The 21,699-nt window shown below is 67.9% G+C and carries 11 protein-coding genes and 1 pseudogene; 6 read left to right on the top strand and 6 right to left on the bottom strand.

Annotated features, from left to right (window positions below):
* Window positions 1-96 precede the first annotated feature (96 nt).
* On the top strand, window positions 97-1,110 hold the full coding sequence (locus WMF45_RS45235) for a restriction endonuclease (protein ID WP_437713010.1): 1,014 nt from the start codon (window positions 97-99) through the stop codon (window positions 1,108-1,110).
* A gap of 114 nt (window positions 1,111-1,224) precedes the next feature.
* On the opposite strand, the gene WMF45_RS45230 is transcribed toward WMF45_RS45235, so the two are convergent.
* The 5 genes from WMF45_RS45230 to WMF45_RS45210 form a co-directional block, all read right to left on the bottom strand.
* Window positions 1,225-2,679, bottom strand: a complete 1,455-nt coding sequence (locus tag WMF45_RS45230; protein WP_437713009.1) for a hypothetical protein — start codon at window positions 2,677-2,679, stop codon at window positions 1,225-1,227.
* 147 nt (window positions 2,680-2,826) lie between these two features.
* On the bottom strand, window positions 2,827-6,666 hold the full coding sequence (locus WMF45_RS45225; RefSeq protein WP_437713008.1) for an AAA family ATPase: 3,840 nt from the start codon (window positions 6,664-6,666) through the stop codon (window positions 2,827-2,829).
* The gene (locus WMF45_RS45220; RefSeq protein ID WP_437713007.1) at window positions 6,666-7,829 is read right to left on the bottom strand and encodes a metallophosphoesterase family protein; all 1,164 of its coding nucleotides are present in this window, start codon (window positions 7,827-7,829) and stop codon (window positions 6,666-6,668) included. The genes WMF45_RS45225 and WMF45_RS45220 overlap by 1 nt, the downstream gene beginning before the upstream one ends.
* The gene (locus WMF45_RS45215; protein WP_437713006.1) at window positions 7,826-10,753 is read right to left on the bottom strand and encodes an SNF2-related protein; all 2,928 of its coding nucleotides are present in this window, start codon (window positions 10,751-10,753) and stop codon (window positions 7,826-7,828) included. The genes WMF45_RS45220 and WMF45_RS45215 overlap by 4 nt, the downstream gene beginning before the upstream one ends.
* Before the next feature lie 630 nt (window positions 10,754-11,383).
* Entirely contained in the window at window positions 11,384-11,554 is a 171-nt protein-coding gene (locus WMF45_RS45210) for a hypothetical protein (protein ID WP_437713005.1), read from the bottom strand.
* A 27-nt stretch (window positions 11,555-11,581) separates the two neighbouring features.
* Between WMF45_RS45210 and WMF45_RS45205 the strand changes: the two are divergent.
* The 3 genes and pseudogenes from WMF45_RS45205 to WMF45_RS45195 form a co-directional block, all read left to right on the top strand.
* Window positions 11,582-12,604 (top strand): annotated as a pseudogene (locus WMF45_RS45205) (serine/threonine-protein kinase); the annotation flags it as partial.
* Between the two features lie 732 nt (window positions 12,605-13,336).
* Window positions 13,337-13,663, top strand: a complete 327-nt coding sequence (locus WMF45_RS45200; RefSeq protein WP_437719688.1) for a hypothetical protein — start codon at window positions 13,337-13,339, stop codon at window positions 13,661-13,663.
* Between the two features lie 7 nt (window positions 13,664-13,670).
* Entirely contained in the window at window positions 13,671-14,951 is a 1,281-nt protein-coding gene (locus tag WMF45_RS45195) for a sigma 54-interacting transcriptional regulator (protein WP_437713004.1), read from the top strand.
* A gap of 31 nt (window positions 14,952-14,982) precedes the next feature.
* Here the strand turns inward: WMF45_RS45195 and WMF45_RS45190 are convergent, their stop codons facing one another.
* A complete protein-coding gene (locus WMF45_RS45190) occupies window positions 14,983-15,849 on the bottom strand; it encodes a hypothetical protein (RefSeq protein ID WP_437713003.1) in 867 nt (288 codons plus the stop codon).
* A 242-nt stretch (window positions 15,850-16,091) separates the two neighbouring features.
* On the opposite strand from WMF45_RS45190, the gene WMF45_RS45185 reads away from it, so the two are divergent.
* Together WMF45_RS45185 and WMF45_RS45180 are read left to right on the top strand one after the other, a co-directional pair.
* On the top strand, window positions 16,092-17,543 hold the full coding sequence (locus WMF45_RS45185; protein ID WP_437713002.1) for a B12-binding domain-containing radical SAM protein: 1,452 nt from the start codon (window positions 16,092-16,094) through the stop codon (window positions 17,541-17,543).
* A 177-nt stretch (window positions 17,544-17,720) separates the two neighbouring features.
* Window positions 17,721-21,653: an SNF2-related protein gene (locus WMF45_RS45180; protein WP_437713001.1), complete on the top strand. Its 3,933-nt coding sequence runs from the start codon at window positions 17,721-17,723 to the stop codon at window positions 21,651-21,653.
* Window positions 21,654-21,699 lie beyond the last annotated feature (46 nt).

Here is a 21,699-nt window from a genome sequence, read left to right as displayed (position 1 = left end):
GAAGAAGGCGGACCGGCCGGGCTCGTTGACGTCAAGCGCGCGCCGCCCAGTGGCGCAGGCTTCCCAGCGGGTTCACGGGCACCGTACGCTCGCAGGATGCCGCGCTACTGGATCATGCGGGTGGACCACCGCGAGGCGAAGAACTTCCTCTGGAGCGAGCTGAAGGCCGGACGACTCCGGCAGGGCTGGGGCTACCGCGAGGATCAGAAACTCGAAACGATCGCGGCCCGCAGGAAGAAGGGCGCGATCATCACGGACGAGCAGCAAGATGCCTGGCGTGGTAACCGTCGGATGCTTGGATCCGAACCCGACAGCATCCAGGAAGGTGACCTCATCCTCGTGCCGCACCTCCCCGAGGACCGGCACTGGTCGATCGCGCGGGTGCTGGGGCCGTACCGCTTCGATATCCCCAAGAAGCCCAAGGACTACGGCCACATCCTGCCCGTCGCACTGCTCTCGGGCGATCGTCCCGTCGGCTTCAAGGCGAAGGGCGTCGCGGCCGGATTGCGCCAGACGATGCGCAATCTGTCGCGGCTCTGGAACGTCGACCACCTGGGAGCGCAGATTCAGCAGATCGTGGGGAATCTTGGGAGATCCGCGGAGACGACCGACGTCGAGGAAGACCGGCTCGAAGCGCTCCTCCGGGAGCTCGAGCTCGCCGGCTTAGAGCGCTTCAAGTTTCACTTCCAAGGTGCCGAGTTCGAGGCGCCCTGCGTGCGCCTGCTCAAAATGCTCTACGGTGAGGCCAACGTCGAGCACACGGGAGGCCGGAGCGAGAACGGCGCCGACGCGATCTGCACCTACCGCGATCCCCTGGGCGTGCCCCACCGCGTCGCCGTGCAGATTAAAATGTGGACGTGGGACGCCGACTGGACGCGACCGCTCGAGCAGATCAAAAAGGCATGCCAATCGTACGAGGGGATCACGTCGGGCGTGATCCTCTCGACCTCGGAGCGTGTCACGCCGGCGTTCGAGGCGGAGCGTGCAAAACTCCAGAAGGAGCTCGGGCTCCCCGTGCGGGTCGTCCTGCGGCAGGAGCTGCTCAGGCTGTTCATCCAGCACCTGCCGACGCTCGTCGCCGCGGAGGCGGAGCCTGAGCCGGATCTGTAAGCTCGCGGTTGCGCCTCCGTGCACTCGCTCACGAGGCGCTGCGGAGATGCCGCCGCTCATCACAGCCCCGGCCACATAGAGCTGCCCGGGGTGCGTGCGGCGGGTCGAACCACGTCATGTGCGCGTGGCACGCAGGACGGGCATCAGCACCGACGCGTACTGAATCAGGGTCTCGGTGATCTTCGAGACCAGCATGTCGTTCAAGTCCTCGCCGGTCGACCACTCGAACGTCGTCAGCGCGTTGACCGTACGCGGGCCACCGTTGTCGACCCGTGTGCCGGCGGGGAGCCGAGGGAGCACGGCCTCGATGCGCCGCCGCCAGGCGTCGCGGCCCGCGGTGTCGTCGGTGCCGAGCATGAGGCCGACCTGGATAGGGGACCAGACGTCCTTCTCGTACCCCCCGAAGTGGACCTTGAACACGACGCTGGAGCCGTCATCAAGCGTCAGCCCGTACTCGAGCGACTTGCGCGGTTTGGCCGTCCGCTCCAGGTCGGGATACGCGGGGAGGAGCGCGGCATCCAGAGGCTCGCGCGCCTTGCGCAAGAACTCGATCACCTCTTCACGCACGGGGAGACGTCCACGGTTGGCCTGCGCCGCCTCGTCCTGCACATCGCGCAAGACGTCGGCGGGGACCGCGCGTCCTTGCGCGTCCTGCACGAGCACGCGCACCGTTATCTCCCGCTCGCTCCGCAGCACTGCGCTCACGACATGAGGCACGAGCAGGTACTCGTTGTCGAGCGCATACATGGCCAGCGATACCAGCGCCAGCTCGGTAAGGCTGAGCGGATCATCTCTGCCCGCGAACCGAGGCGCGAGCTTCGCGAGGCCTTCGTCGATGCCGTCGCCCGCGATGACGAGCAAGAAGTCGGCATGCCGACAGCTCTGGCGTAGTGCCTCCTCGTTCTCCCTTACCCACTGCGCATGTCCGCGCAGCTTGTATTCCAGCTCGGGCAGCCTGGCACTCGCCCAGCTCTGCTGCACAACCCTCGCGTAGTCCAGGATCTGCGCGAGGACCTGCCGCCGCGCCTCGGGGCTCTTGAGGAGCTTATCCTCCAGGAGCACGAGCCGGCGCAGCTCGCCGTTGTCGCTGCGCACCTCGGCGAACACGAGGTCGATGTTGTCCACCTGCGCGCCGAGGAACATCAGCGCGGAGTCCTCGGCGATCATCTCTGCCTCGCGGAGCGCGTCCGCGAGCAGGTCGACGTTCTCGATGAGGATGCGGTCCCACTCGGCCTCTGAACGGCCGCCGGGGTCGACCCGTCGGAGGCGACGCCGCGGTTCGAAGGGACGAGCGGCAGCGTCCAGGATCTCGATGAAGCTGGGGAGGACGTCCATCCGGGCATGGTAGGCCAAGCCCGCTGCGCGCATGCAGGTGATCTGTCGTGCCGCCCGCCGGCCGCGGTGGGCCGTCCACATGGAAGGAGCGGCCAACGACATGTCAGTGAGGACGGGGATGCAGTACCACCCCTCTTCACCTTCGCCGATCTCATCGCGCGCGTGTGCCCCGCGTTCGAGGACTGCTCGCAGGACGGTAGGGTTGCGATCACTACTACGTCTGGGGTCTCGCATAGGCGCGGAGCCCGTGATCGCCGAGCGTCGCGGCGGGGCACGTGCGCCACCGCGCGCTCCAACTGACCGAGGGCGAGTTCCGGCGAGAACGCGCGCGCTCGCCCTCTCAGCCTCGGTCGCGTTCAACGGCACCGCTTATGGACGAGCCTACCCAATCGTCTCGACGAACTCGGCAATGACTCGGAGATCCCCGTGTTGTGCTGTGAGCCGCCGCGACGGATAGGCCGGATTGTCCGCCCGCAGCTCCACCTCTTCCACGTCGCCCTCTGGGCTGAACCTCGTGACCCGCCAGCGCTTGAACGTGTATCTCCCGCCCGTCTCGGGATCCGCATCATCACGAAGCTGGACGAGCACGCGCCGACCGTCGAGCACGGCTGGCGGCGGCGCTGCTCCGGAAGGGAGCCCACGGAAGATCACCCATGCGCCGTCGGGTACTCCCGGCTCCATCGATTTCCCGACAATGCGCGCTGCAAACATCTCGGAGTCGAGTGCGTGTCTCGACTTCACGCGCGCCCATCCGATCGCCTCCGGTGCCTGCGATGTGCTGAACGCGCCAGCGGCCACAGCCAGATCGTAAACGGGAAGCGCGTCACGGAATTGCTCTGTCTCCTCGACGTTGGACACAATCGTGAACGCGGGGCGCGGGACGAACCGCTCCTCGACAGGATACAGCGGCAGCGACGGCACCACCGCCCAGCGCTTCATCACGCGAGCGCCATCGATGACACGAACCGCTCCGCCTGCAAGATCGCGGGTCGCAGTGCCCGCCGGGAGATCTTCCTGCGCCACGTAGTCCTCCGGGCGGCACGTGAACACGATCACCTGATTGGTCGGAGCGGTCTTCAGCAAGATGCCGCAAAACCAGGCAAGGCGCGTCGGGTCCGTGTGGACGAGATGATCGTCGAGGACGATCGAACTCTTCAGGTGGTCGGCGATCGTTAGCCGGATCAGCGTCGCAAGCTGATTGCGCGTGCCGACTGAGAGCGTGTCGAGCACGTCCGCGTCCCGGGCGACGTGGGTGGCGATCTCGATCGCCTCTGTCTTCAGCGTCGCGTCGAGCCGCAGGCTCTTGTACCGCCCACCAGTCAGCTCCACAAACTTGGTCGTCACGGGGCCGGCCAAGGCGCGACCGAGGTGAGCGCCCTCTTCGTTCTCGACTTCACGGAGCGTTTCGAAGAGCAGCTTCCACGCGTCAGCCTCTATCTCGAGGTCCCTCTCGCGGTTCTGCGCTCCCCTGAGTGCCTCCTCGACCCGGGCGACTTCCTCGGCGACAGCGGCACCGCCGACTTTGGAGAGCGCCCCCTCGCTCTTGTGCAGCTCTTCGCTCGCGTCCGCCAGCTCCTTTTCGGCGCGTTTGACATGCAGTTCAGCCGCCTCCACGTCCGCTGCCGACACCGGCCCCTCGTCGGGAAGGGCGGCTAGCTCGCCTTCGCGCTGCTTCACGAGTTCCTCGGCGCCGGCTCGATCCATCGCGTCGAGCTGACCCTTCAACGCGCTCTTCTTGCCGAGCAAGGCGTTGAGGTCGTCGCGCGCCCGATCCCGGGCTTCCTCGGCGCGGCGCTGCGCCTCTCCCGCGGAACCAACGCCCGCCTTAGCGGCGTCGAGTGCCCTCGCTGCCTCCTCGGCGCGAGTGCTCGCCTCGGCGAGCAGCGCGCTCAGATGCTCCGCGTTCGCTGTTTCGTCTCGCGAGATGGATGCGAGCTCCTCATCGATCGATCGCAGCAGCGCTTCGGGATCCGGAGACTTGAGCGCCGCGAGCGCCGCGGCTGCTTCGGCATCGAGCTCTCCCGCTCGCTTCTCGGCGCGCTCAGCATCGTAGTCCGCCATACCTACGCGCTGTTCATGGGCGGCGGCTTGATCCTGCAGCTTCTTGAGCTCGGTTGCCCTTGAGCCGTAGAGCTCGCTCGTCTTCGTCTCCCATGCTTTCCCCAGTCGTGTGAGGTGGGCTTCGAGCACTCCAAAATCAGCGTCGCCGATCGCCGCCCTGCGTGCCTCCACGTCGGAGACGCTCGGCTCGAACTTCGCCACGTGCTCCTCCTGGAGCGCGGCCCGATCGCAGCAACTCTTCGCTTCTGCGCGGAGTCGCGCGGCGTCCCGCCGCAACTCCGCGGCGGCCGCATGCTCCCCCGCGAGCGCCCCGAGCACGTTCAGGATGTCCTGCGGAGAGTTCGCCCCGGCGCGTTCCAGTACGGGAGCGGCCTCCGCTCTCCAGCGCGTCCGGAGGACTTCGAACACTTGCCTCTTCTCGGCCGCGCCCGCCGTGACCTCGATGTCGACGAGCTCGCCGATCGACAGCCGCACGCTGCGCTCGGCCTCAATGACACGCTCTGCCGATAAGTTCGGTTCGTGGAGGATCGTCTCGTCCACAACCCCTCGGACGGAGATGCCTGCGCGCGGGCGCACCGCAACACTGATGCCTCCCCCGAGCGCGGCCTCGGCGAGCGTAAGCTCGCGCTCCAGCCGCTCCAGTGCCGTCGCCTGCTCTGGGGTCGGGAGCGCCGCTTGCCGCGTCGCAACCTCTTCCTCGATCGTGCGTGCGCGCGCATCGAGGGATGCTGCGTCTGCCTCCTTCTGGCCCGCCTCGACCCGGCTCTTGGCAGCATTCTCCGTCGTTCGCTTCGCGTCCTCGGCCGCGGATGTCGCCTCGCGCCACCGCCCGTATGCGACGACGGAACCAGCAAACGCCAGGTCTGCATCGGCCTGCGCGACGCGCGCGAGTAGCAACACGAGCTCCGCGCCCAACCGTTTGTGCTGCGCGCGCGCGTCCGCCGCGGCGCGGCGGGCAGCGGCCGCGGCGGTGCGAGCCGTGAGGGCCGCCTCGGCCTTGCCCCTCCGAGCTTCTGCCGCCTGCTTCGCAACCCGGAGCAGCGAGGCCTGCTCTGCGAGCCGCGCGCGTCGGACTTCCCGCTCGTGCGCGCCGTCCTCGCTGAGCGCGCGCCGGTGCGCCTCCTCGGCGGCGCGGAGTGTCGCCTCCGCAGCGTTGCGGTTGACGCCCGCGGTCCGGACGACTTCCTCCTGCACCTTGGCGCGCTCGGCAGCAGCTTCAACTTCGACCTTCAGCTTCTCTACTTCGGCCGCGCGCCCCTCGATCTCCCCGAGCGCAGCCAAGGCGGTTTCGAGCCGCGCTCGCGCCTCGTCACGTATCTGCGCGCATTGGAGTCGCTGCCGCACGACCTCCAGCGCCGCGTTGGTGTCATCGACGCGTGCCCAGGCCTCGGCTCGCCGCTTGCTGAGTACCCTGGCGTGCTGTTCGATCGTGGAGGAGTCGGCGAGCTGATGCTGGAGGGAGGAGAGCTGCTCCTGGAGCTGCTTGACCATCTTCGTGGCATCGGTGAACTTCGAGGTCTGACCGCGCTTTCGCTTGCCGGTAGGCGTGAAGCACAGGTCCACCTCCTTTTGCGCTGTGTCCAGAACGCGCTTGAAGACCGGATCTTGGGCAAGGGTGGCCAATGCCTTCGTCAGGCGCAGCTTTCCGGAGCCTTCCGGATCCGTGGCGAGGCTCCGTCCGAGGATGGCGTCGACGTCCGTCTGCGCCGCGAGCAACACGTTGGCGAGGAAGCTATCCGGGAGACCGCGCGGCGCGCCCTTTCCTCCAGGAGCCGGGATGCCCCATGCGAGCAAGCTCCGGAGCTTGTCCTCGACCTGACGCGCCTTACAGTCGAGAGTGAACGTCGTCCCATCTTTGGAGTACTCGAGCTCCGCGCCGGCGCCAGCACTGCCCCCGAATGCCTTCTTTACCCTCCAGTAGTGCCCTGAGTCATCGACAAAGGTAAGCGCCACGCGAGGTGTCGCGTCCGCGTACCAAGCCGTGTACGACTCAGCCTCCGAGGAGGTGGGTGGCACGAGGAGCGCGGCGCGAATCGCCGTCGCGAGCGTCGACTTTCCAAGATCGTTCGGACCATAGAGGACATTAAGCCCAGGACCGAACTCGACGTCGGCTCGCTGAATGGCCTGGAAGGATTCGACGACGAGCTTCGCGAATCGCATTACGATGCCTTCTTTCGCGATAGACGGTAGAGGTGGTACAGCGCGCGCTCCACTGTGGGCCGTTTGTCGGTCTCAGCAGCTAATTTCTGGAGCCGGCGGATCGCGGACTGGAGGACGTCGGGTAGGTCGGTGCAGTCGGCCTCGATGGTGCTCGTTTCGAGTTCGAAGCCCTGGCGATCGAGAGCGAGTACACCGACCCGTCCGTGCCGCGCCGGCGTTCCCTCCAGGTCTTCGAGGATGCGCTCGGCCTCCTCGTACTCCCGGATGGAGACCCTCATATCGACACGAAGCCGAAGCACGCGATCACCGAGATCTAAGCGCCGCGCGAGCTCCCTGAGACTATCCATCGTCGTGACGTCCTTCTCCTCCCAAGTCCACCGAGCGACCCGCTCCGGGTTGACCGTCGTGCGCCGCTGCCGGTTGATGAAGACCACCGCGACGTACCCGGGATCCTTCTCGTCGAAGGCGGTCGGCTCGGGTGCGCCTGGGTAGATGGTAGGAGGCTGCTTTCTGTCCGGCGGGATGAAGCGAAAGCCGTGCGTGTCGCCGAGGGCGAGGTAGTCGAGGCCACGCTTCAGCGCAGCGTCGACCGCGATTGGGAAGTTCGTCTGCCAATCTTTCGCGTCGAACGTGCTCCCGTGCACCATTCCGATGCGGATCCGATCGTCGCCGTGCGCCCTCGTCGGGATCGCTTCCGTCGGATCGCGCTGACCGGCCTTCGAGAAGCACGGTACGGCATAGAGCACCGCATTGTTGGGCAGCGTGAACTCGAAACCCTCGCGGTCCACGACGTGCGCCCACTCCGGAAGAAGGGCCCGGAACTTGTGTTCCTTGGCCCATACCGATTCCGTGACGAGCGGATCGTGGTTGCCCGGCAGCAGAAACAACGGCCGGTTCTTCCACTTGCGCTTCTGGAGGCAGGTCGCGACTTGCTCCCACCACATCTGGGCAGGGCACGGCTCGTCGAAAAGATCGCCTGCGCAGAGCACGGCGTCCACCGCGAATCGCTCCGCCGCGAGCAAAATCCGATCGAGCGCTTCAAGGCGCGCTCGGGTCAGCTTCAATTCCTGATCGGCGCTGAAGCGTGGGAAGCGCCTGCCGAGGTGCCAGTCCGCCGTGTGAAGAAGCTTCAGCACGATATCGTCCTCCGCTGCGTGCGTCATTCGATCATCACCTCCATGTCGAACACGTGCTCCACGCGTGGCGGTGTGTAGCGGCGTCGCTGGATGTGCTCCTGATAGCTGGCATATGTCTCGTCGTCGCGCTGTTCGAGTCGGGCGATCGCACCATCGACCTCGTCCAGCGCGTTCTGGGCGGCCATGACGGAGCGCTCGGCGTCAGTTCGCGCGGCGGAGCCGGTCGCGCCGTCGCGCCGAAGCTGAGCCTGCTCGAGCCGCTCGACGAGCGCGCGGCGGCGCTTGTTGAGGACGAGCAGACGGTCCTCGATGAAGCGCTCGGCCTGTCGGAGCGCACGCTCGAAACGCCCGTGCTCGGCGGCGTCCACGACGGCTTGAACCGAGAACAGCACCTCCTGGGTCGCGTCCTCGACGACTTCTTCGCTGATGGATCGGGTCAACGCAGCCGCGGCGTCGCGGAGGTTCCCTCGGAGCAACGCTTCGGCGACCGACTGGTCGAGGATCTCGCCTCCCTCCAGGACGACCACTGTGACGAGGCGCTCGACCTGCTCGAACCCGTCGAACGAAAGCTTCACGAGGCGGAGGCGGCCCCGTTTCCCGGCGCACGCTCGCAGCGCCTCGGGCGCGTCGCTCGCTGGCCCGACGATCGCTGACATCGACGAAGTCGTCGCGCGGGCGTCAGCGACAGCCGCAAGCACGAGCGGATGGTTCAGGTGGAGCGAGACGTGCTCCTTCGACGGTCCGACCGCGGTGGTGATCCCCGTGCGAAATCCGCCCGGAAGCTCGGGTGATGGTAGGACCCGGAGCAACTTGGCATCGGTCGACGCCACGAGTTCGTAAGGGATGGCCTTCGCGTCGAGGTAGCCGAGGACGACGGCGCAGAGGTCACGATCCAGCTCCGCCAGCGCGTCCGGCACCGTCTCTTTGTGGGACCGAAACACGCGCTGGACCCCCTCGTCAAAGCGTTTCTCGATGAGGTCCGCAGTCCGGGCGTGGGTCTCTTCGAACCGCCGGCGCTCTGCGGCCACCTTGTCTCGGAGCGCTCGGAGTTCGGCCGTGACCTCGTCCAGGGTGCGGGCGCGCTCGTAGATGCGACGAAGCTCTGCCTCGAACTCGGCGCCGAGCGCGCTGACGAGGACTCCACCACTGGGACCATCAGGTCGATGAAGGACGTGATCGGAGACGTCGAGCACCGTGCCGAATAGTTCCAACTTCTGGCTCAGGATCTCGAACGTGAGGCGTTGAGCCTCGTTGTCCTTGGCGAGGAAGTTGATGACGGTGACATCGTGGTGCTGCCCGTAGCGGTGGCAGCGCCCGATGCGCTGCTCGATGCGTTGCGGGTTCCACGGAAGATCGTAGTTCACGACGGTGTCGCAAAACTGCAGGTTGAGCCCCTTTGCACCAGCTTCGGTGGAGATGAAGACCCGCGATTGCGTCTTGAACTCATGGACGAGAGCGAGCCGGGTCGCGACGTCCGAGCTGGGCCCTCGGCCCTCTCCCTGCGGGACTGCCTCCCGCCAACGAGCGAGCGCCTGCTGGGCGCGCGGCGAGTCGTTTGTGCCCCGGAACAGGGTGACCTCCGCGTCGGTGATGAGACGGCTCTCGATGAGAGCGTCGCGCAGGTAGTCCTGCGTGACGAGCGACTCCGTGAAGATGACGAGCTTGCCCGCGCCGTGACCGTTGCGTGCCCTCTCCGCCACAAAGTTGAACGCCTTCAATAGTGCGCGGAACTTGGCGTCGTCTGCGCGCAAGGCTTCTGCGCGCTGGATGAAGCCTTCAACGCGCCCGAGCTCCGCTCGTAGCGCATCCGGATCGGGGCGCGGCCTTCCCTGCTGCAACACCGGGCCGATCGTGCTTGATTCTTCTCGCGCCTCATCCTCGTCCTCGAGATCCTCGGCGAAACTGCGGGCTTCCTCGTCCTCCGCGTCCAGGCTCTCGTCGCCAGCGAGCTTACGTCGCAGTCGGGCCGCGACCTTCTGGAGGCTCGCTTCGAGGGCACGCGTCGAGGACGCCATACGCCGGTGAAATCCCAGAAGTGTGAGCTTCCTGTGCCTGCCCTGGAACGCCAGGATGCCCGGCTCGAGCAGGTACCGCGTCACGTCATCGTACAGTGCCTTTTCCGAGGCGCTCATCGTGTACTCGAAGAGCTTCGCCTGGCGATCCACGAACGGCCTCTCGAGGAACTCCTGCACCTCCCGGCGCAGCGTCCGTTGTACGACGACGCGAAGCCGGCTCCTGAGCTCCTCCTCCTGGCCAGGCGCGAGCTGCCGGTCATCGATGCCGCAGAACACCTCCCGGAAGGTAGCTAAATTGCCGAGCAGCGTTCCCATCGGATCGACGTACTGAACCAACCCCCAGAGTTCCGCGAGGTTATTCTGGATCGGTGTCGCGGTCAGGAGGAGCACCGGGGTGCGCCGGGCGAGCAGCACCTCGCGGACACGCCCAGCGGTCTGCGCGAGGGGCGCGTCGTCCCGATACTGACCAGACTTATCGAACCGTTTGTAGATGCCCGCAAATACTTCGTGGGCTTCATCGATGACACAGAGGTCGAACGGTTCGGCCGCGAGCAGGACGTCGCGCCCTCTCTCGCTCCCCGCGGCCTCTCGCCCGATAAGGAACACCCCAGAGCCGTCGAAACTCCCGGCCCTGGGCTGTGCTTCACGCGCCTCGATGTCGAACAGCTCGAAGAGCTCCTGGTGCCACTGGCCCAGCAGCGGCTTCGGGGCGACGAGCAGCACGCGTCTCGCGCCTTCCGCCATGAGCTGGGCGATGACGAGGCCCGCCTCGATCGTCTTTCCAAGCCCGACCTCGTCGGCGAGAATGCACCCTCCCTCGCGCACACGTGCGAGGGTGAAGATGACGGCGTCGATCTGGTGTGGGTTTGCATCGATCTTCGCGGCGCGCTGCGGAGCCGCGTAGCGGCGCTGCTCGTCCGACCGGCGGTGTCGCACGAGATCCTCGGCTAGGTACCTGCGCTGGGCGGGGTGGAGGGGACCGGGAGGCAACTGGAAAGCCGTCATCGTCGTGGTAACCGCGCGGATTCATTGCTGTCGAGGTCGGGACGGCGGACCACGGCGCCCTACAGCCGGGCACCAAGGTGGGATAAACGACGTCGGAGCCTGACACCCCAGCGTTGACATCGGCCGGGGCGCGATGGCTCATGGGCATGACGGATGGTCTCTCGAGCGGGAGCCTCGCCCTTTATGGCTGAGATCGGCCGACAGATCGCTTCGATCGTGAGCGTCGCCGGCCACGCTCCAGCCCCCGTGCGCACCAAGGCCACGGATATCATGGCCCGGGGCGAGCGAACAGTAGCCCGTTGCGGTCTCCCCGAGCTGGTAGCCGCCGCGATGCATTCACCTGTGACCACCTCGCCCACCGCACCGCAGCGAGCTGCTTGCGTAGCGTATATGTGTCCGGCACGAGGATGACTTGCTCGATCCCGGCTCGCGCTCAAGGCAGAGGCGCTGCCGGCGCGGGTCGCGATCTGATCCGCCACGAGGAGGCGAACCCCTCCTAGCGCGACAGGCTCTCGGCCGTGGGGGCATTTACCTGCTGACCGACCGAGCCCGCGATCGGCCCTACGTCGGCCAGGCCGGCGGCGAGACGGGCTTCTGGGGGCGCTGGAGGGCGTACGCCGAGCAGCGCGCGGAGAACGTCGCGATCGACCTCGCGTTCGAGGCGGGCGAGCTGCGCCCGGAGAGCGCCACGCTGTCGATCCTCGACGGCGCGCCGAGGGGCACGTCCGCCAAGACAGTTCTCGGCCGGCTGGAGGTGAGGTGGAAGGAGCGGCTCTGCATGCGCACCGCTGGTTACCACCGGAACGGACGCGCCGCGGCGGCACGCGCGGGAGACATCAGGTACGGTCCGAACGCACCCGGAGCGAGCACCGCCGTGCCGCCGGCGACCTCGGGTCTATTGACGCCCGGCAGGGCAATTTTCCGAAGCATTTCCGAAGCGATCCGGGGGCAGAAGGCGCGCGTCGCCCGAACCTTCTTCTAGTCGTCGCCCGAAGTGATGTACGACAGAACATCGTGGAGCTGCGCTCGGGGGTCCGCGTCGATCGGTACGTCCTGCTCGATCCGCTCGGAAGGGGAGCGCAGGGATCGGTCTGGAGGGTCCGCGATCTCCTCGACGGCGCCGAGAAGGCGCTGAAGCTTTTCGATCTTGCCGCCCTGTCGAAGCATGGCGCCGAGCGTGCCCGGCGTGAGGCCCAGGCGGTCGCCAAGCTCAAGCACCCCGCGATCGTCACCTGCCACGCTCTGTTCGAGCTGCCCGCGGAGGAGCGCCTCGGGCTCGTCTTCGATCTCGTACGTGGCCGTTCCCTTGCTGATGTGGCGCGCGACGCGCACATGACGGCACGGCACCGCGATGCGCTGCTTGTTCAGCTCGCCGCCGTACTCGAGCATGTGCACGCTCGCGGCATCGTCCACCGGGATCTGAAGCCGGACAATATCCTGGTGGCCGATGCTTTCTGGGAGGCGCCGCACGCGCCCGGCGGCATGAAGCTCGTGGACTTCGGCATCGCCGCGGCTGTCGGCAACCCGCAAGGCGTCACCGCAACCGGCGCGTTCATCGGGACCCGGCCCTACGTGGGACCCGAACTGTTGCTTCCAGGCCGCTGGGGGCCGTCGTCCGACGGCTTCACGCGCGACGTCTTCGCGTTCGGTGTGCTCGCCTGGGAGGTGCTCGCTGGCGCGCACCCCACGGGTTTGCCATTCGATGCCCCGATCGAGATGTACGCGGCGGCGTACAGGGACGCCGCTGAAGGTCGTCGCCCCTGGCCCCCTCAGGGTCCTGCATCCCCGGCAGCCTGGGTCGTCGGCGCATGCCTCGCGCTCGACCCAGCTCGTCGCCTGACGGACGGCGCTGCGCTTGTCGCGGCCTTGAAAGCAGGCCACGTTCCGGGCGCGCCGGCCGTCGGCTCGGTGCTCGTGGCGCCCACGGAAGCCAAGGACCCGCGGACGGAGACCGACCCCGGACGACGCGCCTCCACGCCCGCCTTCAGCGCCTTCTTGCCGACGGTCTCGGCCACGGAGCGAGCTGGGCCCGGATCCACGGCCCCGATGACGACGACGCCATGGGGGCTTCCACCGCGCTCGGTCCCGCCGTCGCTCGTGACCCCGATGCCCACGGTCGACACGACCTCGGTCCGATCTCCGGGCGCCACGCCCAGCGCTGCGCACGAGCCTCGACGGCAACACGCCACGGCCCGGTGGCTCGCCGCGGGAGTCACCGGTGCCTTGTTGCTCGCTGGTACCGTGTCCTATGTCGTGGCCACCGCGACGCTCGCAGCGCGCGCGCCAGCACCCCTGCCCCCGTCGACAGCCCCGGCCACAGGTCCCATGCCCGACGTGGAGCCTGCTGCACCGATCCCGTGCTGTGGCGACGCGGCACGGTGCAGGTCAGGCCGCCCGTGCACGCCGGGCACATGCACCGCGCTTCTGCCCGATCGGTGGTGGTATCTACGGGTCACCGGTGTGGCGACGCGCTCGCCCGAGCAGCCCCGGTCGGGACGCGCGGACTCCTTCACCGTGGATCTGGCGAAGACCCACCCGCTCAGCCGCGTCTGCATGCGGCGCATCACGTCGTCCAGCGCGACGGTCTGCACATCGCTCTCGCAGGCCGCGCGTACGAGCGATGGGGACCGGGACAACCGGCTGCGCGTACGCACGTCAGATCTCGAGTCCGGCGGTCTCGAGATCTGGGTCGAAGAGGACGGGGCAGAGCTGACCCGTGGAACCAGCGCGCCCAACGAGAAAGGGATCTCGACGGGCGCACTCTGCCGCGGAATATCGCTCTATGCCGGCCCCAGAGACACTGCCCTCGCGCGGGTCTTCGCGTACCTGGACGACGGCTGACGGGGCCATGTCGAAACGACCACCGACGCTGCCCACCACCGAAGAGCACGGGCCACCGACGGGGTCGCCCACGCCGGGCGGCCGACCGCTCGTGCTCGCGACCTTCCCGGAGCAGGTGGCCGTTGAGCTCCCACGACCAGGGGAGCCGGTCGGCCGCATCTGGCTGGCGAACGCAGGGATCGTCGACCCCAAGGTCTCGGGTAGCCACATCACTTTTCGACACCGTGGGAGCAGCCTGGACATCGAGGACGTCGGCTCGCGCAACGGAACTTGCCTCAACGGCGTCCGCCTCGCACCCCACGCACCGGCGCCGCTCATGAACGGAGCGATCCTCGAGATCGGGAACACGGTTCTCGTGTTTCGTGAGCTCTTCGTGGGAGACCCGAGGCCCGAGCCACCACTGGGCGAGCTGGTCGGCCCATGGGGCCTCGGCAGCGTGCGTCATGGCTTGCGCTCGCTGCCGAAGCCCTCGGTACTGAACGTGCTCATCGAAGGCGAGACGGGGACGGGCAAGGAGCTGCTCGCCAGGGAGATTGCCCGGCAGCTCGGGCGCGACGCTCGCTTCGTTCCGGTCAACGTCGCCACCATCCCGCGCGAGCTCTTCGACGGCCACCTGTTCGGCTGGGAGCGGGGTGCGTTCTCGGGGAGCGTCCACGCGAACGTCGGGGTGCTCCGTGCGAACGCGGGCGGCGTGGTCTTCTTCGACGAGCTCGAGGCCTTGCCGCTCGAGATTCAACCGAAGCTGCTGCGCTTCCTCCAGTCACGCGAGGTTTTCTCTCTCGGTGCCAGCCGGCCGACGCACGTCGACGTCGCCGTCATCGCCGCGACCAACCAGCCGCTGTCCGAGATGGTCGGGCAGAACGCGTTCCGTCGCGACCTTTCCGCGCGCTTCAATGTTCGGTTGCGCCTGCCGAACCTCAAGGACCGGCCAGAGGACATCTACGCGATCTTCGAGGCGTGCTGGCGTGCGTTGCGCGGTCCGCTCGATCGCACCCGCGTACGTGTGGACGCCGATGCGGTCGTCGCGATGATGCGCCACGACTGGCCTGAGAATGTTCGGGAGCTTGAGCGGCTCGTGTTGTCCCTAGACCCCGACGTCGGCTTGAAGGCCTCGATCGTGCAGCAGGTGCTTGGTACACAAGCCTCTGCTGACTCTCAGCGTCCGTGGAAAGACGTGGTCGTGAGCACGCTTGCCTCCTGTGGGGGAAATAAGTCCGAGGCCGCGAGACGGCTCCGGATCTCACGCGGCAAGTTGATTCGACTCCTTGAGGAATACGGTATTCCTTGAGCGAATGCACCCACCGGATCCACGTCTCTGGTTAGCCCTGCTGCCGCCAGATCCTCCCGGCGATTTGCAGAATCACTCGCTGTATCTCGGCGTACGCTGGGTGCGTGAAGATCGGCTCGGCTGGCATGCTCCAGAGGTGCCCATGTCGCGCGAAGTACAGTTGCATCAGCTGTATTGGCGGTAGCGGCTCGCCATCGTTCCGAGCGCAATGAACGAGGATGAGGTAGACGATGAGCTGACGGACCATCTCGCGTTCGACGTTCGGCTCCGCGGTGACTTTGATGTCGATCAGGCGGTGGTCTATGACGAGGTCCGCGTCCGCTCCCCCGACCAGCGACGAGTACCGGCCGAACGTCGGGTTCAGAAGGATTTCGGTGCCTATGAGGCCATCAAAGGGCACGCAGGCGAGCAGATCGAGCAACTCGTCGATCTGCTGCGGACTATTCTCGGCGAACAGCTCATCCCCGATGTACCCGACGCGGTAGATGGGGTCGAGCCGGGCAAGTCGCAGAGCGTGCTCCGCGAGCCGGCCCATCCACGCGCGATCGGGGTTCTTTCGGCGTAGGTGCTTGCGCACGAAGACGCGAGCATTGTCCACGCGGCGGTGGGCGCGGCGGACGATCCTGGCCATGAGAGGGCGATCGACGGGCGCGACCGAGAGCCCTGCGTTCAGTACGCGTAGCACGCTCTCCGCGACCCAGCCGCGGTCGCATGCGCTCGGGAAGCGGCGCTGGAGCTCGAAACGGAGCGCGTAGTCGAAGGCGGTGCCGGTGAGGGTGGACCGGCCGCCACGCGGCGCGACTCGGATGGGCACGCGCAGCATGCGTTGGTACGGTGGGATGACGCGGTCAAGCAGGTCCTTCACCTCGCTCTTCTTGATCAGATCGCAGACGCTCATGGTGCTCGGCCTCCTTGATTGCCGTCCCACGCAGTCCGCGTGCCAGGCTGATAACGCGGCAGTTCGCGGCGTCAGCCGCATCCCGCACCTGATCGCGATCGATCAGGCAGATCCTCCGATCAATCGCGATCACCGGTCGGAGCCTCGCAAGACGCTACGGAAGCGGTGATCGCTAGCTCCTCCGGCGCGGCTCGCGCGTTGCACCGCTGGCAGCGGGTCCCGACACCATCCCGGAGCATGTCATGCCCACCGCCGCCCGCGCGCTCGTCATCGTGCCTCCACTGCTCAAGTACAGCGCCGGTCCTCTCCTGGGACCGGCTCTCCTCGTCGCTGCTGCTCGCGCTTCCGGCCACGAGGCCGACGTCCTGGATCTGAGCATCCGCTGGATCCGGGCCCACCTGCCGCCGCGCATTGCTGTGCCGCCGCCGACCATCGTCGGTGATCACGACAAGCCGGGCTCACTGCTCTCCGACCTCCAGCGCGACGTCTTCCTGCCGCTGCTCCGCGCGCACCTGTCCGAGGTGGAGCACCTCGATGGCGCCGATCCCCACCTCACGCTGACGTGCTCGCACGACGCCCTGGAGATCGCCGCCGAGCGCCTCGCAGCGTCAGCTCACGGCACGTGGATCCGGAGCGTCCTCGCCGAGCGCGAGCGCCCCGACGTGCTCGGCGTCAGCGTGCTGTTCAGCGGGCAGGTGCTCTTCGGCCTCGCGGTTGGGATCGTCGCCAGAGCGCTCTGGCCTGGCGTCCGCGTCGTCTGGGGCGGGCCGCACGTCACCGCGCTCCAGGACCGGATCGTGCGCGACCCACGCTTCGGGCGCATGGTCGACGCGTTTGCCTTTGGCTACGCCGAGCGCACCTTCGTCGAGCTGCTCGACGCCGTCGCGCGCCGGGCGCCCTTGCCGCCGGATTGCGTGCGGGCGGGGCAAGGAGAGCCTCGACGCGCCGCGGACGACCCGGGACACGCGCCGGTGTTCCAGGACCTCGAGCTCTACGGCCTGCCGCGCCTCACGTTGCCGGCCCAGGCGTCGCGGGGGTGCAGCTACGGTCGATGCGGGTTCTGCACCTACCCGACCATCGAGGGCACCTACCGAGCCCTCGACGAGGCGATCGTGGAGCCCGTCGTGCAGCTCGGGTCCGAACACGGAGCTTCCGTCGCGTTCAAGGACAGCCTCGTCGTGCCGCAGCGCCTGGCGGCGCTGGCGGTGCGCATCGGAGGACGCGTGCGGTGGAGCGCGTGCACGAAGCTCCACCCCGCGCTCGACGAGGCGGCGCTGCGGCGCCTCGCGGCCGGCGGGTGCGACACGCTGGAAATCGGGCTCGAGACGATCGACGCTGAGAGCCAGAGGCTGATCGGAAAGCGGCAGTCCGTCGCCCTTTTCAGGCGAACGCTCGACGATGCCCGCAAGGCCGGCGTGGGTCTCGTGGTCAACTACATCACAGGATTTCCGGGGACGACACCGGCCGAGGAGCAGGGTGAGCTCGCATGGGTAGAGGACGAGGTGAAGCTGCGGCGGCCGAGCCTGCGGGCGATGGTCGAGCACAACGAGTTCCAGCTCGAGCGGCTGTCGCCGATGGGCCGGAACCCGGAAGCGTTCGGCCTGCGCGTGACGGGAGAGTGGCCGTGGTCGAGCGTGCTGGGATGGGAGGGCCAGGGGCGCGGAGCTCGGCGCATGCTGCTTCCCCTCCCGTGAGCTGGCCCAAAGCCGCGCAGACGGAAGTGATACACCATCGAACCCGAGACGTGATGCGACGAACCGGTCACGAGCGAGCAAGGAGACGCCGATGGACCGTCGTTGTCGACCTCGTCGTCACCTGGCCAGCGGCGGATCCGGCCGCGTGAGCCTCGCCCTCGAGCAAGGGACTCCGGGATGACCACGTCGCAGCCCACACGCCTCGCGTCGAACGATGTGCCGCAGGCGAACGTCCTCGCGCGCGTGCTGCACCTCGTGCAGCACCTCGAGCACCGCGGCGATCGGCACGCCGCTCCTGGATTCAACGACGAGCGAGACGTCCACTACTACACGCAGGCCGCGCGCATCCTTGGACTCATCGACGTCGACCTCGCGGTGACGGACGCCGGACGCCGCGTGCTTGGACTGTCCGGAAGCGACCAGTGCAGCCGGCTCGCGGGGCTGTTCGCCGCGACCCCCTGCGGGGCGGCCTGGCTCGCCTGGGCCGGCGTCGATTCGCTGGGCAGGCTCGATCCGGGGACCGCGAGCGCGTTCCTCGCGGCGTGCAGCAACTTCGGCGCGAAGCTGCGCGCGCGGCGGGCCAGCACGCTCCGGCGGTGGCTTGAGTTCTTCCTGTCAGGGAGCCTTCGACCACAACGGCATCCCCGGAGAGGCGGCAAAGGCAACGCAGAAACAGGCGAGCAGCTCCCGCTCGGGGAGTTGCTCGGTCAGGGGCCCGAGCCGCGTCTCCGTGCGCCGTACGTCGCTATGCAGAGGCGACCCCGGAACGGAGGCGGAAAGGGCAAGGCGAAGGTGGGCGAGCAGCTCCCGCTCGGGCAGTCGCGCAGCCAAGGGCCCGAGCCGCGTGCCCCTGTGCCGGACATCGCCTGGCCGGACGCGCGGCGATTCCCACACAATGAGGCGAAGAAGCAGGTGAGCGACGTCGTCGAGGAGGAAGATCTGATGCCCTCCCGCGACATCCTCGTCGTGGCCGGGTACGCGTCGCTCGACCGGATCGTCCCCTTCCTCGCATGCCGCGCGGACCGGCCCGGGCCGCAGTCCGTGCGGCTGCTCTTCGGGAATGAGCCCTTCCCAGCGCGCCGGGATCGCTTCGTCGCCGGGTCGCAGGACCTCGAGGACGAGCTTCGCGACTACTGGCTCCATCAGGGGATCTCTCCCGTGCTGTGCGCCGCGGTCCTACGGGCACGGGCCCTCGTGGAGCAAGGGCTGGTCGACGTGCGGCTGCCGCGGTCGCGGCGACCGCTGCATGCGAAGATATTCGTCGCCGAAGGCGCCGTGACCGTCGGGTCGAGCAACTTCACACACGCAGGCTTCGGCGGCCAGTCGGAGGGAAACGTGCGCTTCGAAGCCGCGACGGAGCCCGAGCGCTTCTCGGAGGGGCGCGCGCTGGCCGAAGGCTTCTGGGCGACGGCGGCCGACTTCCGCCAGGGCTTCATCGACCTCCTGGATATCCTGCTGAAGCCCACCACGTGGCAGGAGGCGCTGGCGAGGGCCTGCGCGTCCGTTCTCGAGGGCGAGTGGGCGAAGCGCTACGTCCCCGCGGACGATCCCCAGGCGCTCGAGCGACCGCTGTGGCCGCACCAGCGGCAGGGGCTCGCGCAAGCGCTGTGGATCCTGGAGAACGTGGGGAGCGTTGTCATCGCCGACGCCACCGGTTCAGGGAAGACACGCATGGGCGCCTGGATCATCCGCGGCGCCTATGACCTGCAGCTGCGCCGCGGCGGCCTGCGCCATCCGAACCCGCTGATCCTCGTGCCACCCCCGGTGGTCGACAGCTGGCAGCAGGCCCTCCACGAGACGAAGCTGCCACTCGTCGTGGAGTCCCACGGACCGCTGAGCAACCGCGAGGCGGGCCGCCACAAGGCGCTGCTCAAGGGGATCAACGACACGGAGCTGCTCGTCGTCGACGAGGCCCACAACTTCATGAACCCGTCCCATCGAACGGACCGGCTCCTCCTCCACTATGCCGATCATGCGCTGCTGTTCACGGCGACGCCCATCAACCGCGAGGAGAGCGACCTCGTGTCGCTCATCGAGCTGCTCGGCGCGGACAACCTCGACGATGACGCGCTCGAGGCGTTCGGCAAGCTGAAGCGCGTAGTGCGGAGCAGGAAGGGGCCGCCCCCTGCGGAGGACCTCAAGCGCATCCGTCGCGAGATCGAGAAGTTCATGGTGCGACGGACCCGGAGCGAGCTGAACCAGCTCGCCAACGAGCAAGCGGAGGCGTACCGGCTCCCGGACGGCCGGAGCGCGCGGTACCCCCGCCACCACGCGCGTTACTATCCATGCGACGCATCGGAGAGCGATGCGCCGATCGCCGACGAGATCAACGACCTCGCGGCCAAGCTCACGGGCGTCGCCCGCATCGGCCCGAAGCTCGAGCTACCCCGCACCCTCTCGCGCCGAGGCATGACGGAGGAGGATTATGTGAAACGCATCGTCCGCGCCGCGCGCGGGCTCGCGATGTACTTCGTGCGCGATTGCCTCCGGTCGTCGCCCGCCGCCCTCTACGAGCACATCCACGGCACCGACGAGGCCGCAGAGAAGTTCGAGATCAACGCGAAGACGATACCCAAGGACGCAACGGGCAACGTGCTGGGTCAGCTCGAGGGGATCGCAGGCAAACCGCCGCGATGGCGCCTTTCGCCCGCCCTGAAGGCCAGCGCACCGGCGTGGCTCTGGGATCCAGCCGCGCACGCCGAGACGTGCGCGGCCGACGCGGAGCTCTATGTGAGGATCGCCGCGCTCGCCACCAGACTCTCCGGCGCGCGCGAGCGCGCGAAGGTCAACCACCTGTTCGACCTGCAGGACAAGAAGGGCCTCGTCCTCGCGTTCGACTCGCATCTCATCTCGCTGGCCATGTTCAAGCGGGATCTGGAGGCGCGCGGAGCTACCGTCGAGCTGTTCACGGGCCAGAGCGGGGCAGCCGGCAAACGCAAGGCCCAGGCGCAGCTCGGACGCGATGCCCCCGCACAGAGGCTCGTCGCCTTATGCTCGGACGCGCTCAGCGAGGGGCTGAACTTGCAGGGGGCCTCGTGCGTCGTGCACCTCGACACGCCCACCGTGATCCGCACCGCGGAGCAGCGGGCCGGGCGCGTCGATCGGATGAACAGCCGGCACGATGACGTCGAGATATGGTGGCCACGGGATCCGCCGAGCTTCGCGCCACGGCACCGCGACCGCCTCCGCGAGCGGCACGTCATGGTCACCGATCTCATCGGCTCGAACCTGGAGCTGCCAGGCGACATGGACGGCGATCGGCAGCTCGACGTCAGGGAGCTGGCCGACGCGGCGCGGATCGACAACCCCTCCGCCGTGCTGCCGATCTCCGACGCCTTCAGGCCGGTGCGGGCTCTCATCGGCAAGCACGCGCTGGTGCCGGACGAGATCTATGCGAAGATCCGCACGAGCCAGGCCAAGGTGGGCAGCGGCGTGAGTACCGTGCGATCCGCGAGTCCCTGGGCCTTCTGCGCGGTGGGCGGCCGCGAGCGGGACGCGCCGCGCTGGGTCTTCTTCGAGTCCATCTGTCATTCCCCTGTGTCGGACCTCGCCGCCATCGCGGACCTCCTCCGGGAGCGCCTCGCATCGAATCCGCCCGTCGTCCCGGTGCTCGAAGAACCCGCCAGCGCTCTCGTCGAGTCGTTCACGCGGCGCCTGGAAGACACGGAGAGAGAGCTGCTCCCGGTCCGCCGCCGCCGGGCGCTCGAGCTCGCCGAGCGCGTGCTCGGGTGCTACAGCCAACAAGCCTGGGAGCACGGCGACCTCAAACGGCACGAGGTGGTGCAGTCCCTCCTGACCGCCGTGCGGCCGAACGTGCGGGAGGAGCACCCTGACCCGCGATCCGTGGCGGATGCGTGGATCCGTCTGCTCAAGCCGTACCGCGAGCGGGCGCTCCGCGACCGCCCTCGCACGCGCAAGCCGTGGACGCTGACCGATCTCGAACCGATGTTGCTGCAGGAGCCGATCCCGACAGAGGCTCTCCGGCCTGTGTTCGACGGCATCGAGGTGATACCTCCTGCCGGCAATCGGGTCGTGGCGATCATCGTGGGCGTGCCGGAAGCATCGACGGATCCCGCGTCACTACCCGCTCGGCGTTCGTCGGAGGCCTGAGGGGCGCCGGCGCTTGGTGCTGGCGGGCATAGGAGATCGCGCACGG

The organism is Sorangium sp. So ce448, from assembly GCF_051520915.1.
Lineage (GTDB): Bacteria > Myxococcota_A > Polyangia > Polyangiales > Polyangiaceae > Sorangium > Sorangium cellulosum_B.
Note: the sequence above shows the minus strand (reverse complement) of the source record. Positions and strands in the feature narration are given on the sequence as shown.

Bases quoted from the DNA above. Each gene is read 5' to 3' on its own strand.
- WMF45_RS45235 (WP_437713010.1), top strand. From the start codon at position 97: ATGCCGCGCTACTGGATCATGCGGGTGGACCACCGCGAGGCGAAGAAC.
- WMF45_RS45230 (WP_437713009.1), bottom strand. From the start codon at position 2,679: ATGCGAGACCCCAGACGTAGTAGTGATCGCAACCCTACCGTCCTGCGA.
- WMF45_RS45225 (WP_437713008.1), bottom strand. From the start codon at position 6,666: ATGCGATTCGCGAAGCTCGTCGTCGAATCCTTCCAGGCCATTCAGCGA.
- WMF45_RS45220 (WP_437713007.1), bottom strand. From the start codon at position 7,829: ATGACGCACGCAGCGGAGGACGATATCGTGCTGAAGCTTCTTCACACG.
- WMF45_RS45195 (WP_437713004.1), top strand. From the start codon at position 13,671: ATGTCGAAACGACCACCGACGCTGCCCACCACCGAAGAGCACGGGCCA.
- WMF45_RS45190 (WP_437713003.1), bottom strand. From the start codon at position 15,849: ATGAGCGTCTGCGATCTGATCAAGAAGAGCGAGGTGAAGGACCTGCTT.
- WMF45_RS45185 (WP_437713002.1), top strand. From the start codon at position 16,092: ATGCCCACCGCCGCCCGCGCGCTCGTCATCGTGCCTCCACTGCTCAAG.
- WMF45_RS45180 (WP_437713001.1), top strand. From the start codon at position 17,721: ATGACCACGTCGCAGCCCACACGCCTCGCGTCGAACGATGTGCCGCAG.